The sequence below is a fragment of the Nitrospira sp. genome, from assembly GCA_015709715.1.
Classification (GTDB): Bacteria; Nitrospirota; Nitrospiria; order Nitrospirales; family Nitrospiraceae; genus Nitrospira_A.
In genome coordinates, this window is the sequence record CP054184.1 from 659,824 (window position 1) to 676,642 (window position 16,819).

Here is a 16,819-nt window from a genome sequence, read left to right on the forward strand (position 1 = left end):
CCCCTATGACGTCATGGAGTGAACAGCCGACTGGGCGATCATGTCACCCATCGCGACGACGATCTTGCGGGGTCCGACAAAGGGGTCGCGCGCATGGGCCACGAGCATGTTGTCGAGCATAATGAGGTCTCCCTCCTGCCATGGAAACCGCACCGCGGTCCGCTCGTACAGGGCGCCGATTTCCTCGACAACCTCATCCTCGATGGTGGTGCCGTCACCGTAGTAGACGTTTCTCGGGAGCGAATCGATACCGAGCATCGACAGGAGAGACTCCCGCACCGCCGGCTCCAAGCAGGAGACGTGGTGAAGCTGGATCTGGTTGAAGAACACCGATTCCCCGGTCTCGGGATGTTCGATGATGGCCGGACAGAGCTGTTTGGTGCGCAGGCCGTCCTTCTCCATCCATTGCCAGGTCATGCCGTTACGGACGCACAGGGCCTCCACGGCGGCCTTGTCGGTCGTCCGAAAGAAATCCTGCCAACTCACGTCGACGCCCGGCACGAAGTTACGGACGTACATGAGCTGCTTGCTGCGCAGTCGCTCGCGCAGGTCCGGCCTCAGCCCCTGGAACATCAGCCGGCCGTCCACGATCGGCGTCTGTCCTCCCTCCCGTGCCGCCTGCAGGCAGAAGAAGAACTGCTTCTGCGGCCAGCGATGCATGTGAGAACTCTCGTTGTGGAAAAGGATGGGTTTCTCCGATGGATAGGGCGTCGAGCCGTAGACATGACGACCGCTCTTCTCGCGTGGCAAATCGCCATAGTCTCCGAACAGCTCGCTGCAGAAGGCTTGCGCGACGGATTCGAAGTCCTGCACCGTCTTGAGCGCGAACCCGCGGAACAGCAGGGCGCCAGACTGCAACAGTTCACGCTGCAAGCGCGGGCGTTGATCCCTGACCCATCCGGCCAGATCGACATCCTCCACCGCCGGGGTGTAGAGCCAAGGCATCGCATGACCTTCCACGAGCGGCCGGCCGGTCACCAGCGTGCGCTGCGCCAACGCGACCGGCTTCGGCTTGATCGCCTTGAATCGCTGGAGCCGCTGATCGTTCCGTTGCTGCTGTTCCATCTTCTGCGCCTCCTTTGCCTCCCCATCGTCCGTCTCCAACGTATCGATCCCGCGCTCCGGCGCAAGTCCGATCTCCTGCAACAGCCGTAGAAACCGTTGCGTCCATCCGGCGATCGTCTCGAATTCGAACAGATCGCGGCTGAACTTCCACAAGCCGGCGCAGCCGTCCTCCGTTTCTTCCATGAACAGGCCCACGTCGAACCGCGACACCTCGTGCTCGAACTCCAAGGACTCGACGCTCACGCCGGCCAGTTGCAGCGAGGGCGGCGGCACGTTCTGCAACACGAACAGGACCTGTACCAGCGGGTTCCGACCGAGATCCCTTGTCAGCTTCAGCGCATCCACGATCTTCTCAAACGGCACATCCTGGTGGGCATAGGCCCCCAAGGCCGTCTCCCGCACCCGCCCCAAGAGCTGCACGAAGGACGGATTGCCGCTCAGATCCGTACGCAGGGGCAGGAGGTTGACGAAGAACCCCACAAGCTGTTCGGTCTCAGCGCGGTTCCGGTTGGCCACGTCTGTGCCGACCAGGATGTCGGTCTGTTTCGCCAATTGGGACAACAGCACCTTGAAGGCCGCGAGCAGCGTCATGAACAGGGTCACGCCCTGACGCCGACTCAATCGCCGGAGCGGCTCGAGCGTCTCTCCGGGCACGTGGAACGTGAGCCGTCCGCCTCGATAACTCTGGCGTTCAGGCCGCGGATGGTCGGTCTGCAGCCTCAATTGCGGGGGCGTGGACCCGAGCCGTCGCTTCCAGTAGACGATCTCTCGTTCGAGCAAGGCTCCCTGGAGCCATTGCCGCTGCCACAGCGCGAAGTCGCGATACTGGATCGGCAAGGCGGGCAGCAGCTGCTCCACCTCATCGCCGGCCGCCCCGCTCGATCCCTCCGCCTGGTTCGCCAGCGCGTTGTACATCGTCGCCACCTCCTGCGTCACGACCGCCAGCGACCAGGCATCGGCCGCGATGTGGTGGACCGTCACGAGCAGGATATGGGCCTCGGCGCTCACCTTCAGCAGGAGGGCACGGATCGGCAGGTCTCGATCCAGGTGAAACGGTCGTTGCGCTTGGGCTTCGGCATGGTGATGAATGGCCGCCGTCCGCTCCGACTCCGACAGGAGTGTGAGGTCCTCGACCGGAATTGAAAAGTGATCGAGTTGGATCACCACCTGCCTCGGTTCCCCGTCCACGGCCGAGAAGGTGGTGCGCAGGGTTTCGTGGCGGCGCAGGAGCGCGAGAAAACTCCGTTCCAGGATTCCGTGATGAAGCGTTCCGCCGAGACGGAGGGCAAACGGCAAATTGTAGGCCCCGCTTTCCGGGTCCATTTGCGCGAGGAACCACAGACGTTGCTGCGCGAAGGAAAGCGGCAGGTGCTCGGCCTGCGGTGCCGGCAGGAGCGGGGGAATCTGTCCGCCGTCCCCTGCGAGCAGGGCTTGATCCACGGCCAACGCAAAGGCCTCGACCGTCGCATGGTCGAACAGCGTACGGAGGGGGAGGTCGATGCGAAACGCCGCCCGCACGCGGGACATGACCTGCGTAGCGAGCAGGGAATGGCCGCCGAGTTCGAAAAACTGATCCCGTCGCCCGATGCGCTCCAGCCCCAAGATCTCGGCCCAGATCCCCGCCACCAGCTCTTGCGTCTGCGTCACGGAGGGTTCGAAATCATCGCCCCGGCGGTCCGCATCCGGTGTGGGCAACGCCTTCCGGTCGATTTTTCCATTCGGCGTGAGCGGCAGGGACGGGAGGAAGACGAAGGTGGCCGGTACCATGTAGTCGGGCAGCGTCCGCCGCAGAAACAGTCGGAGACGATCGGCGTTCAAGGTCGCCGTCGTCGCCACATAGGCCACCAATTGCCGATGCCCCTGCTGCAACTCGCTCGCCACCACGACACAACGCTCGACATCGGGATGCTGCGCCAACCTGGCTTCGATTTCGCCCAGTTCGATCCGGAATCCCCGAATCTTGACTTGATGATCGCGCCGCCCCACGAATTCGAGCGCCCCGCCAGGCCGGTGGCGGACCAGATCTCCGGTTCGATAGAGCCGACTCCCCGGCAAGGAGGAAAAGGGATCCGGGACGAAGACCGCCGCCGTCCTCGCCGGATCACCGAGGTATCCGCGACCCACGGCCACTCCCCCAACACACAACTCTCCGGCCACGCCAGGCGGCATGAGGTCCATCCGGCGATCCAGGACATACAGCCGCACACCATGGATCGGCTGCCCGATCGGCATTCTGAGTTCCTCCTCGGGCGGCTGCTCACGAATGCAGGCGAGCGCGACATCGTCGGAACATTCCGCCGGGCCGTAGGCGTTCACGAGCGGCACGGTCGGATAGCGGTCCAACCACCGGCGGCACAGGTCCGGCAACAAGGCCTCACCAGTGGGCAGCAACCAGCGCAGCCGGGGAAGAGACAAGGAGGGCCCCGCGAGGAGGCTGCTCAACAACGAGGGCACCACCTCCAGCACCGAGACCTGCCGAGCCGCAACCTCGGCCAACAGCCGTTGAGGATCGCGTACCACGTCGTCGGGAATAATCTGCACCGTGGCCCCGCAGAGCAGCGGGGTCAGGAACTGCCAGACGGAGATATCGAAGCATTGCGAAGCAGTCTGGGCGACCACATCACCGGGACCAAGTTCGAGCGTCGGAATCTTCGTCATGAGATGGTTCATCATTCCCCGGCTCTCGACCATCGCGCCCTTGGGCACCCCGGTCGACCCGGAGGTAAAGATGACATAGGCGAGGCGTTGCGGCGCCGCCAGCGGGGGAGGATTGTCGCCTTCCCGCGCCTCTCCTGAGAAATCCTCCATCAACACAAGATCCGGCCCCGCCCCCGCCGGCAGCATCCTTGCGACCACCGCCGCCAAGGCTGCATGGCGGCCCCCTGTGATCAGGACCTTCACCCGGGCGGTGGAGAGGATCTGCACCAACCGCTCGGCGGGGTGATGGGGATCCAGCGGCAGATAGGCGCCACCGGCCTTCAACACCCCCACGATCATCGATAACAGCGCCGGCCCACGATCGTCCAAGAGTGCCACGATGCTGTCGGCCCCCACGCCGCGCTTGCGCAGGCCATGGGCGATCTGATTGGCCGCGCGATTCAGTTCCTCGTAGCTCAGGCGCGCGTCACCCTGTTGCACCGCGACGGCCCCCGGCATCCGCTCGACTTGGGCTTCGAACAGCGTGGCAAAGTCCTCAGGGACAGGCGCATCGCGATCGCACCAGTTCCAGTCCACCAGCAGGCGATGGCGCTCCCTCTCGTCGAGCATCGGAAGGTCACGGATCGCCGCCTCGGGGGACGCGACCATGGCCTCAAGTAATCGCTTGAGGTGGTCGAGCATGCGCGCCACGTCGGCCTGTTCGAAGAGCCGCCGGTCGTAGCTCAGGCGCACCCCCATCGACTCCCCGGGATACCCGACCACGGTCATGGGATAGTTCGTGTGGACACGGTCTTGGTCGTAGGACAGAGCGCGATCGTCCCGTTCTTCGCCGAGCCTCGCGTCCTTCGGCGCGTTCTCGAACACGAGCAGACTGCGGAAGAGCGCCTGTCCCGACGGCACGTCGCTCCATTGTTGGATACGCACCAACGGCGCATATTCGTATTGGCGGATCCGATAGTTTTCCGCCAGCAGATGTCGGAGCCACGTCGTCACGGGCATCTCAGGCGACAGGGTGACGCGAAGCGGCAGCGTGTTGATGAAGAGGCCGACGATCTCCTCCACGCCGGGCAGGTCGGTCGGCCTTCCCGCGACGGTCACGCCGAACAAGACCTGCGACTCCCCGCTATAGCGCGAGAGCAGGATGGCCCAGGCTCCCTGCAGGAAAGTATTCAGAGTCACATGGTGGCGTTGGGCCAAGACCCGCAGTTGTTCGGACACCTCCGGCGACAACTCCATGAACACGTCGCCCACCTCGACTCCGGTTGCGGAGCTATCGGGGTCCACCCGCTCGATCCCCAGTGGGGTCGGCGTGGTGAAGCCGGCCAATTCCTGTTTCCAGAATTGTTCGGCCGCAGCCTGGTCCTGCCGTTGCAGCCAGGCGATGTAATCGCGATAGGGCGCCGGCTTGGGCAGCGCCAACGGCTTTCCTTGGAGGTAGGCATCGTAGTGGGTGAGGAAGTCCATCATGAGGAGGGAGAAACACCAGTCGTCGGTGAGGATATGGTGAAAACTCCGCACGATAGCGTACCGATCCAGGCCGCGCCGTACGAGACGGATGCGCATGAGCGGCGCACGCACGAAATCCAACCCCTCTTTCAATTCCTGCTCCAGCATGTCCCGCATGCGGACCTGTTGTTGCTCGTCACTCAGGCCCGCCCAATCCAAGTCCTGAATCACAGTCTCCGCCGCGACCCGTCGATGGACGAGCTGGAGCGGGGCGGGCAAGTCCTTCCACATGAAGGAGGTTCGGAGCATCGGGTAGCGGTCGATGACGCGCTGCCAGGCCCGGCCGAAGACCTCCCGATCCAGACGCCCCTCCCACGCGTAATACTGCTGCATGAGATAGATGCCGGAACCGGGGTTCATCAGGGTGTGAAACAACATGCCTTCCTGCATCGGCGACAGGGGGTAACAGTCTTCGATCTCCGCCCAGTCCTCTCGCCGCCCCACCAGTTCCTCCGAGGCCAACCCTGTCAGCGGGAAGACCGGCAGGGCCGGTGCCGCGTTCTCCTCGACTGCCCTCACCTGGATCTGACCGGCATCGGCCGGCGCGGCCTGTTTCACCTGTGCCACCGCCGCCGCGGCAGCCACGGTTTGATGTTCGAACAGTTGCTTGGGTGTCAGCTTGACCCCGTCACGGTTTGCGCGCGCAATGACCTGCAACGTGCGGATCGAATCGCCCCCCAAGGCGAAAAAGTTGTCGTGCACGCCGACGCGTTCGACTTGCAAGACGGTTTGCCAAATTCCCGCCAGGATCTCCTCAGTCGTGTTGCGCGGTTCCACGTATGAGGGCAGCGCGGTTGCGTCCTGCCGTCCGGGGTCAGGCAGGGCGGTTCGGTCGAGCTTGCCATTGGGCGTGAGGGGCAAGGCATCAAGCCGCACGAGGGCCTGCGGGACCATATAGTCCGGAAGACGCAGCGCGAGCCTGGCTCGGATACCGGCCGTATCCAACGTCGAGGGTCCGACCAGGTAGGCCACGAGCTGCTGCGTGCCGTCGGCAGTTTCGCGAACCACCGTGACCGCGTCGGCCACGTCCGGCTCGCGCCGCAGTTGCGCTTCGATGTCCCCGAGCTCGATGCGGAACCCGCGCACCTTGACCTGATGGTCGATGCGGCCCAGAAATTCGACCCTGCCGTCGGCACGCCGTGTCGCCCGATCGCCCGTCCGGTACAGCCTGGCTCCCGGCCGACCACTGAAGGGATCGGGAACGAATCGCTCCGCCGTCGCCTCGGGTCGTCCGAGATAGCCCCGCGTAACCTGCTGCCCTCCGATATAGAGTTCTCCCGGCACGCCGATCGGGACCGGCTGCCCATCGCCGTCCAGTACATGGGCCTGGACGGAGGAGAAGGGACGGCCGATCGGCACATCCCGCTCGGTGTGGCCGGCTGAGTCCTCGAGCACGTGAGCCAATACGCCGATCGTCGTTTCGGTCGGACCATAGTGGTTGACGATAGAGCAGGCCGGGACCAAGCGACGAACTTCTTGCACGAGATCGTGGCGCAGCGCTTCGCCCCCGAGAATGAGACAACGGGTGGGCAACACGTGCTCGGGACGGGCCGCGTGGAGGAGTCCACGCAGATGACTCGGCACGATCTTGAGGACCTCGATCCCTCGCTCCTGCATGGCGGAGGCCATCGCATCGGGATCGAAGCCGTCCTCCGTCGAAAACAGGTGGAGGGTACGCCCTGAGCAGAGTGCGCCGAAGAGGGCCGTATTGCCGAGGTCTGCCGCGACCGTCGAGAGGGCTGCCAGACTCGCACCGGCTGCCACGGACTCCAGTTGCAGGAGCGCGCGAACGTAGGCCGCCACCTGCCGATGTTCCACGGCCACTCCCTTGGGGCGGCCGGTGGAGCCGGAGGTGTAGATCACGTAGGCGAGACTCTTCGGCGAGACAGGCACGGCAAGAGGCCCGTCGCCGCAGTTTGCAATCTCATCCGCTTGACGGTCCAGCAGGACCAGGCGGTCGGCAAAGTCCGCAAGACCTTGGGCTTGGTCGCTCCGAGTGATGATCCAGCGCGCCTGGCTGTCGGCCATCATCGTGGCCAGACGCTCGCGAGGATAGGTTGGATCGAGCGGCACATAGGCACAGCCGGCCTTGAGTACCGCGAGGATGCCGATCACCAGATCCAACGAACGATCCAGGCAGAGACCGATCCGGTCATCCGGCCCCACACGCTGCCCTCGAAGGTAGCGCGCCAAGAGAGTCGCGCGTCGATCAAGCTCCTGATAGGTGAGCCGTTCCGTCTTGGTCACGACTGCCATAGCATCAGGCCTGGCCTCGACCTGGGCGGCGATCAGGTCATGGATGCAACTCTCCGCCGCATCATCCGACCGGATCGATCCATTCCACGCGAGCAGTTGTGTCCGTTCCTCTTCCGTCAGCAACGAAAGGTCCGCCACCCTCGCCTCCGGCGTCGCCGCCATGGCCGCGAGCAACCGATCGAGATGACCGAACAGACGGGTGATCGTTTCATGCGCGAACCGCCGGTGGGCGTAACAAACGATGAGCTGCAGGTCGCGGCCCGGTTCTACCATCAACGAGAGCGGATAGTTGTTGCGGCCCGGCGTGAGCCTGTAGCCGCCGCCAAATCCCGGAGTCACGGGCTCGATACTCAGCGACGAGGGTTCGCCGCCCTGCGGCGCTTCGGGATAACTTTCGAACACGAGCAGACTCTCGAACAGAGGCCTGCCATTGGGTACGTCGCTCCACCGTTGGATATGGCTGAGCGGGGTCCATTCATACTGACGCAACGCCGCGTTCCGGTCCTGGAGGTCGCGCAGCCATTCGGCCAGGGTCTGGTCCGGTCGAACCGAGACTCGAATCGGCAGGCTGTTGATGAACAGCCCCACCATCGCCTCCACGCCGGCCAGTTCCGCGGGCCGCCCGGATACCGTCGCTCCGAACAGAATGTCCTTTTCTCCGCTGTAGCGATGGAGCAGGAGAGCCCAGGCCCCCTGGAAGAGCGTATTCAGGGTAACCTTTATCCGCTTGGCCAAGGCCTGGAGCGCCTCCATCCTGTCGGCCGGCAGCCGCAGGGATTGCTCGGCGAACGGAAGGCTCTCGGCTGAAGCCTCGGGAAAGGGTGCTTCGATCGCGATCGGCGTGGGGTGGTGAAATCCCGCCAACGTCGCGCGCCAAAACGTTTCGGCCTGCGCCAGATCCTGACGATGGACCCACGAGATGTACTCGCGGTAGGGCCGAGGCGATTCGATCGACGGAGAGGCACCACCCGCCAGCGTTTCGTAGGCCGCCAACACATCGCGCAGCACGAGCGCCATGCTCCATCCGTCCAAAAGGATGTGGTGATGGCTGTTGATCAAGACCCATTCACGGTCCCCCTTGCGGATCAGATGCAGGCGCATGAGGGGCGGCAGCAACAGATCGAGGCCCGCGGCCCGATCACGTTCGAGCAGCGACGAGAACTGCAACCGCTGCTCTTCGTCCGGCAGGCCGCGCCAGTCGTGCCGCTCAATGGGCAGGGTCGCCTGCCGACGCACGACCTGCAGCGGTTTCTCGACACCCTCCCACACGAACGCCGTACGGAGCACCGCATGGCGCTCAACCACCAACTGCCAGGCTCGCTCAAAGGCGTCGAGCCGCAGGTCGCCCGACAGCCGGTAGACATACTGGTAGAAATAGGGGTCCGCCGCCGCGTCGGCGAGGCGGTGATAGAGCAGTCCCTGTTGCAGCGGGGACAGATAGTACATGGCTTCGATCTGTGGTTTATCGCGCATGGCTCCGTTCCATGGTCTCAAGAATGTTGTCGAGGGCGTCCTGATCGATCTGCACGTCCGGAAAATCCGACGGCGTGTATCCCCCGGCGTCCGGCGCACAACAGTGAACAATCAGGTCGCACAACCGCTGCCGATAGGAAGCCCCGAGCCTCTCGATCGTCGCTCGCTTGAACCGCGCACCGCTGTAGGTCCAGGTCATGCTCAACCGTCCATCCGTCACGTCCGCAGTGATGGTGAGTTCATAGGGCATCCGATTCGAGGCACCGTGCTCCCGCCCGGTCGGTTCCGGCGCTAGTCCGAACAGGGCCTGCTCGGCCCCGCCTCGGTCGAGTTGGCCCAGATAGTTGAAGCAGACCTGCGCCGTGGTCTGACCTCGAAGGCGCTCGGTTTCGGGTGACCGGCCCAGGTACCGCAAGAGGCCGTACCCCACCCCGCCGGACGGGACGGCGCGCAGTTGCTCCTTGATGCCTTTGACGATGTCGCCGGTCGATCCCTTCGGCAGCCGGAGGAGCAGCGGAAAGATGCTGGTGAACCAGCCGACCGTCCGTGACAGATCGGTTCCTGGAACGATCGACTCGCGGCCATGGCCTTCGAGGTCCAGCAGCAAACGATCCTCGCCCGTCCACCAATGGAACGTGTGGACCAAGGCGGCCAACAAGAGATCGTTCACCTGGGTCTTGTAGGCGGCCGGCGCCTGCCGCAACAGGGCTTCCGTTTCCTCCTGGCTGAACGAGAGGTGGCAAGTCTCCGCCGAAGCCTCACTCCGTTCTCCCCGCGGATCATCAAGCGGCAACGAGAGGTCCCTCGGCTGGTCCTGTTCGCTCCAGAATGCCGCCTCACTGGACAGGGCCCCGGACTCCGCCAGGGTCTGTGCCGCTTCGGTCCACTGTTTGATCGACGTGGTTTTGGGCGTAAAGATCGGTTGGCTTCCCTCCTCGGCCAGATAGGCCCGCTCAAGGTCCTCTAGGAGAATGCGCCAAGACACCCCGTCGACGACGAGATGGTGCGCCATCAACAGGAACCTGCTTGGCCGCGTCGGCCCTAGATCGAACAACAGCGCGCGGAACAGCGGCCCCTGTTCCAGATGCAGGCTCTGCTGGTACCGTTCGGACTCGTCGGCGATAGCGTTTGCTGCTGCTTCGTCGGAGACTTCGCTCAGGTCGACGGAAGTCAGGAGATCTTCGGATGAAACCATGGCCTCGATCCGCGCCGTCGGGCCGTTCGAGAGGTCGAAGCGCATGCGCAGGCCATCGTGCCGCTCCAGCAGCAGGCCAAGCGCCCGCGCCAACCTGGCCCGATCCGGCTGTTCAGAAATCGTCACCATGAGCGATTGGTTCCAATGATGGGGCTCGGACAATCGCTGCTCGAACCACCAGCGTTGAGCCGGCGTCATCGGCAAGGGTCCCGAGACGAGCCCCTGCTCGGCCTGGATCACCGGCGCCGTAGCCGACTCCCGATTGGCCACCGCCGCGAGCGCCTCGATCGTTTGTTGCTGAAACAGCTGCCGAGGCGTCAACGACAGGCCGATCTCCTTGGCCTGGGCAATCACCTGGAGGCCGAGAATCGAATCCCCGCCGAGTTCGAAGAAGTTGTCGTGGCGGCCGACCTGGGCAAGCCCGAGCACCTGGCTCCAGATGGCGGCCAGCTGCTGTTCGGTCACCGTGGCCGGCGCCTCATAGGCGGTCGGGCGCGGCGCCTCGACATCCGGTGCGGGCAAGGCCTGGCGGTCCACCTTCCCGTTCGGACTCAACGGCAGCTGCGCCAGCCGGACGACCACCGCCGGCACCAGATACTCCGGCAGCGTCTGCGCCAGCCCCGCCTTGAGCGCCGCGGGCTCGAACGGCTGCGCCGGGTCCGTCGTCACGTAGCCCACGAGCCGGGCGCCCCCCGGGCCGTCCCGCCGCGCCACCACCACGGCCTCCCGAATCCCCGGCTGCTGCCGTAGCGCCGCCTCCACTTCCCCCACCTCGATGCGCACGCCCCGGATCTTCACCTGATGGTCCAGCCGTCCCAGATACTCGATGGTCCCGTCCGACCGGTACCGCACGAGATCGCCTGTCCGGTAGAGCCGTTGGCCCGGCTGCGCACTGAAGGGGTCCGGCACGAACCGCGCCGCCGTCAGGGCCGGCCGCCGATGGTACCCGCGCCCCACCCCGATCCCGCCGATATAACATTCCCCCGGCACCCCGATCGGCACCGGCTCCCCCTGCGGGTCCCGCACATAGATCTGGAGATTGGCGATGGGCCGCCCGATCGGCACGGTGGCCGCCGGCGGGGTCGGACAGGTCCAGGCCGTCACGTCGATGGCGGCTTCGGTAGGCCCGTAGAGGTTGTGCAGAGCCACCCCCGGCAACTGCTGCTGCACCCGCGGCGGGACCGTCGCCGGCAGGGCTTCGCCGCTACAGACGATCTGCCGGAGACTCCGGCAGGTCTCCACCCCAGGCTGGTCCAGGAAGGCCTGCAACATGGGCGGCACGAAGTGCAGCGTGGTCACACCCTGCGCCACGATATGCTGGATCAACTGAGCCGGGTCCTTGTGGGCGCCGGGTTCGGCCATGACCAGCTCGGCCCCGACGAGCAACGGCCAGAAGAATTCCCACACGGACACGTCGAAGCTGATCGGCGTCTTCTGCAGCACCCGGTCGGCGGCGGTCAGCCCATAGGCCTCTTGCATCCACTGAAGCCGGTTGCGGAGGCCCGCATGCGTATTGCCCGCCCCTTTCGGCTGCCCGGTGGAGCCGGAGGTGTAGAGCACGTAGGCCAGTTGCGCGTCGGCCAGCCGCCCCGGCGGCGGCGTGGCCGGATAGGTGGCCAGGGTGGCCCGGTCCCGATCCAGGCAGAGGGTCGGGCCGGCATGCGCCAACCGCGCCGCCTGCGCCCCGTCGGTCACGAGCAGCGCCGCCTGGCTGTCGTCCAGCATGTAGCGGAGGCGCGCGACGGGATAGGAGGGATCGAGCGGCACGAAGGCCGCGCCCGCATACCACGTCCCCAGCAGGGCCACCACCAGGTCCACCGACCGCTCCAGGGCCACGGCCACCAGCGCCTCCGGCCCGATGCCCCGCCCGCGGAGCGCCTGGGCCACTTGATAGGCCTGCTCGAGCAACGCCGCATAGGTCACCGTCGTCGCCCCCGCCCGCACCGCGATAGCTGCCGGCGTCCGCGCCGCCTGCGCCGCAAGCTGCACCGGCACCGCCGCATCCGGATAGACCCGCCCCGTCCGGTTCCACACCCCCACCACCTGCTGCCGCTCTGCCCCGGTCAAGAGCGGAAATGCCGCAAGCGTCCGCTGCGGCTCCGCCACGATCCCTGCGAGCAGGGTGAGGAAATGGCCGGCCATGCGCTCGATCGTGGCCGGTTCGAACAGATCCAGATTGAATTCGAAGAAACCGGTGAGGCCCTCCGGTGCCAGCGTCATCTCCAACGACAAGTCGAATTTGGCGCTCCCGGGATCGACTTCTACCGGTTCGATCGTGAGGTCCGGAATCTCGATCATGTCCCGGCCCAGGGTCTGCAACGCGAACATCACTTGAAAGAGCGGTGCATGGCTCAGATCACGCTCGGGCTTGAGCGCATCGACCACCTGCTCGAACGGTACGTCCTGGTGGCTCTGCGCACCCAAGACTGTTTCCCGCACCCGCTCCAGAAGGTCGACGAAGCGCGGATCGCCGCTCACATCGGTCCGCAACACGAGGGTGTTGACGAAGAAGCCGATCAATCCCTCAGTCTCGACGGTCGTGCGATTCGCAATCGGTGTCCCGATCGACAAGTCCCCATCACCGCTATACCGATGCAAGAGCACTTGGAAGGCCGCGAGCAAGGTCATGAACAGGGTCACGCCCTGTCGCCGCCCCAGCCCCTGCAGGGCTGCGGTGACGTCCGGCGGGACCGTGAAGTTGTGGCGGGCACCACGAAAGGTCTGGACGGTGGGACGGGGATGGTCGGCGTACAGGCTCACCATCGGAGAGGCCCCTGCGAGGGCCTGCTTCCAATAGCCCAGTTCATGCTCCAGCACGTCACCTGTCAGCCACTCGCGTTGCCACTGTGCATAGTCGGCGTACCGCACCGTCGGAGCGGGGAAGGGCACGGGCTGCCCCGCACGGAGGGCGCAATAGGCGGACACCATGTCCGCCAGCAACAGGTTGAGCGACCAGCCGTCGGCAATGGCATGGTGTAACGTGACGAACAACAGATGATCCTGCTCGCCCAATTGCACCAGCTTGATGCGCCACAAGAGGCTGCCTTCCAAGGCGAAGGGCAGTCGGGCCTCGCTTGCGGCCAGGTCCGCCACGTATTGGTCCAAGGGCAGGCCGGCTGCCGGATCGGCAACCTGCCGATCAAACGGCAGGGTCGGAGACTCTGTCGTTACTTGAACGGGGCGGCCCTCGACCAGGAGAAACCGCGTGCGCAACTGGTCATGCCGCATTGCGACGGCTTCGAAGCTGCGAGCCAACGCCTCGACATCGAGGGGGCCGCGGAGTCGGAGACCGAACGAGAGGTTGTACAGCCAACTCTCCGGTTCCAGTTGGGCCAGGAACCAGAGCCGCTGCTGTGCAAAGGACAAGGGAGCCGGACCCTCCCGGTGCGATGCCGTCAAGGGAGGAACCTGCCGGCCGTTTCCTTCCGCACGAACCCGATCGACGGTCCGAGCCAAATCCTCAACGGTCGGACATTCGAAGGCCGCGCGCAACGGAAGCTCGATTTGAAAGGCACTCCGGATGCGGGAGACCACCTGGGTGGCCAAGAGCGAATGTCCCCCCAGCTCGAAAAAATGGTCCCGCACCCCGACCCGTTCGAGGCCGAGAATGTCCGCCCAGATGCCGGCCAGCAATTCTTCCGTCACGGTGCGAGGCGCCTTGTAGTTTGATCCGCCGAGCCCGTCCAGGTCGGGAGCAGGCAAGGCCTTTCGGTCGACCTTGTCGTTCGGCGTGCGCGGCAAGGCATCGAGCGATACAAAGATCGACGGCACCATGTACTCGGGGAGATGGGCCTGAAGTGCGGCCCGTATCCGTTCGCTATCGATCGACTTGCCGTCCTGCGGGACGACGTAGGCGACCAACCGCCGTTCTCCGGGACGATCTTCGCGGACGATGACCGCCGCTTCACAGACCTCGTCTTGATCGGTCAGGTAGGATTCGATTTCACCGAGTTCGATCCTGAATCCGCGCAGCTTGACCTGATGGTCCATGCGTCCCACATATTCGATCGTCCCGTCGGGCCGATAGCGGGCCAGGTCGCCGGTGCGATAGAGCCTTGCTCCCGGCTCGTTCGCGAACGGATCCGGCACGAATGCTTCCGCGGTTCGTGCACGATCCTCAACGTATCCGCGACCGACACCGATGCCGCCGACGCAGAGTTCGCCCGAGATCCCCACCGGCACCGGCGCAAAAAACCGATTGAGGATACAGAGCCGCAGGTGCTGAATCGCCTTCCCGATCGGGACCCGGACGGAATCCTCCGACGGCGCTGCCAGGATGGGATGGACGGCGACGTCGTCGGCACATTCGGCCGGGCCGTAGGCGTTCATCAGGGGAATGCCTGGATAGCGCTCGAACCAACGGCGGCAGAGGGCCGGAGGCAAGGCTTCACCAGTCGGCAGCACCCATCGCAGGTGTTGAAGATGGTTCACGGGGCCTGAGCGGTCGCCTGCATCCAGCAGGGCCTGCAAGACGGCGGGCACTGCTTCATAGATGGTCACCCCGGCCTCGTCCAGGTGCGCGCGCAAACGGGCCGGCTCCCGCACCAGCTCATCGGGAACGATGTGGGTCCGCGCTCCGCAGAGTAAAGCGGTCAGGAATTGCCAGACGGAAATGTCGAAACATTGCGATGCGGTCTGCGCGACCACATCCGCCGGCGCGATCGACAGGGAAGCCACCTTGCTGTCGAGGTTGTTGAGCATGCCGCCCAGCGTGACCATCGCCCCCTTCGGCACGCCGGTCGATCCGGACGTGTAGATGACATAGGCCAACTGATCCATCCGCGAGGGTCTGGGACGATCCTCGTCGCTCCCTTGCTCCGACAACAGCTCGTCCAGCGTCACCACCAACGGACGGAACGCTGCCGGCATCCCCGACAGGGCCAGCTCCAAAAGGCCACTCAGACGCCGCGAGACGACGACGACGCGCACGCGGCTCAGCTCCAGCAGCCGCGCGATGCGCGCGACCGGATGGTGCGGATCGAGCGGCAGATAGGCAGCGCCGGCTTTGAAGCAACCCACGATCATGGTGAGCAGGTCGACGCCGCGTTCATCCAGTAAGGCTACGATCGAGTCCGGGCCGATGCCTGCCGCCCTCAGCCGATCGGCCAGGCGATTGGCCCCTCGATTCAACTCTTCATAACTCAGTGCGCGCGCACCACAGGTCACCGCCACGGCCTGCGGGGTCCTGCGCACCTGCGCTTCGAAACGGGCCGCAAAACTACGATCGTCCTGCGGGACATCCGTCTGGCCCGTCCCCTGAGCCAACAGCAAGGCGCGTTCCTCTTCACCCAGCATCGGCAGGTCGCCGATGCGCGCGTCCGGCTGCAGGATGAGGTGCTCCAAGACACGCTTGAGATGCCCGATCATCCGTTCCACCGTCTCCGAGTCGAACAGCCGGCGGTCGTACGAAAGTTTGAGTCCCAGCTCCTTGCCCGGCCAGCCCATGACGGTCATGGGATAATTCGTGTGGACGCGATATTGCTCTTCCTCGGCGCGGAACATGATCCGCCCCTCGCAAAGCGCGGGATCGACCGGGGCATTCTCGAATACGAACAGGCTGTGAAAGAGGGCTTCTCCGCGCGGGACTTCGCTGCAGCGTTGAATCTGAATGAGCGGCGTGTATTCGTACTCGCGAAGCCTGATGTTCTCCGCCAGCAGATCCTTGAGCCAAGCCAGCACCGGCCGATCCGGCGACACCAACAGGCGCAACGGCAGGGTGTTGATGAACAGCCCCAGCACCGATTCGACGCCCACGAGCTGCGTCGGTCGGCCCGCCACTGTCACGCCGAACAGCACGTCCTGCTCGCCGCTGTAGTGCGCGAGCAGGATCGCCCAAGCCCCCTGCACGAAGGTGTTCGGGGTCACACGATGTTGCTGGGCCAGAGCCGTGAGTCGAGTCGTGAGATCCGCACTCAGGTGTACGCAATGATCCGCCGCGTCATCGTTTTGATCGGCCAGACCTTCCGGAGGACGATCGTAGGCGAGCGGCGTGGGCGTGGAAAACCCCTGCAGATACTCGCGCCAAAACCGGTTGGCTGCGTCCAGATCCTGCTTCTGAAGCCAGGCGATGTAGTCCCGATAGGGGCGGGGCTTGTCCGCCCGGCAGACGAGGCCCTGGGCACAGGCCTCGTAATGGGCCAAGAAATCCATCAGGAGCGGCGAGATGCACCATTCGTCGAGCAGGATGTGGTGGAAACTATGCACGAACTGATAGGTGCGCTCGGTCAGACGGATGAGTCGCAGACGCATGAGCGGCGCCTTGGAGAAATCGAACCCCTCCTCCAGTTCCTGCTTCAAGAGCGCGTCGAGATCGGCAATCTGCGCCGCCCGCTGCTTTCCCCGCCAGTCCATGACGTCGAGCGGCGCCTCGATCTCCTTGTGAACAGCCTGCAGGGGACGTTTTTGACTTTTCCAGACAAAGGAAGTCCGCAGGATCGAATGACGTGCGATGACCTGTTTCCAGGCTCGACGGAACAACGCCGCGTCCATCTCGCCTTCCACGTAGTAACGGTTTTGCATCAGGTAGATGCCGGTGCCGGGATTCATCAGCGTGTGGAACAACATGCCCTCCTGCATGGGAGAGAGCGGATAAATCGCCTCGATGTTCTTGAAAGTTCCACCGGTCACGCGCTCAGCCGCCCGCTTCTCGGTCCTGTTCGCCTGCAT

At 64.8% G+C, this 16,819-nt stretch carries 2 protein-coding genes; both read right to left on the bottom strand.

Features of this window, described 5'->3' with window-relative positions; all coding sequences use genetic code 11:
* Positions 1 to 3: 3 nt before the first annotated feature.
* Positions 4 to 8,958 carry an amino acid adenylation domain-containing protein gene (locus HRU82_03180; GenBank protein ID QOJ34009.1) on the bottom strand — a complete coding sequence of 2,985 codons (8,955 nt, stop codon included), beginning with the start codon at positions 8,956 to 8,958 and terminating at the stop codon, positions 4 to 6.
* The gene (locus HRU82_03185; protein QOJ34010.1) at positions 8,948 to 16,819 is read right to left on the bottom strand and encodes an amino acid adenylation domain-containing protein; all 7,872 of its coding nucleotides are present in this window, start codon (positions 16,817 to 16,819) and stop codon (positions 8,948 to 8,950) included. The genes HRU82_03180 and HRU82_03185 overlap by 11 nt, the downstream gene beginning before the upstream one ends.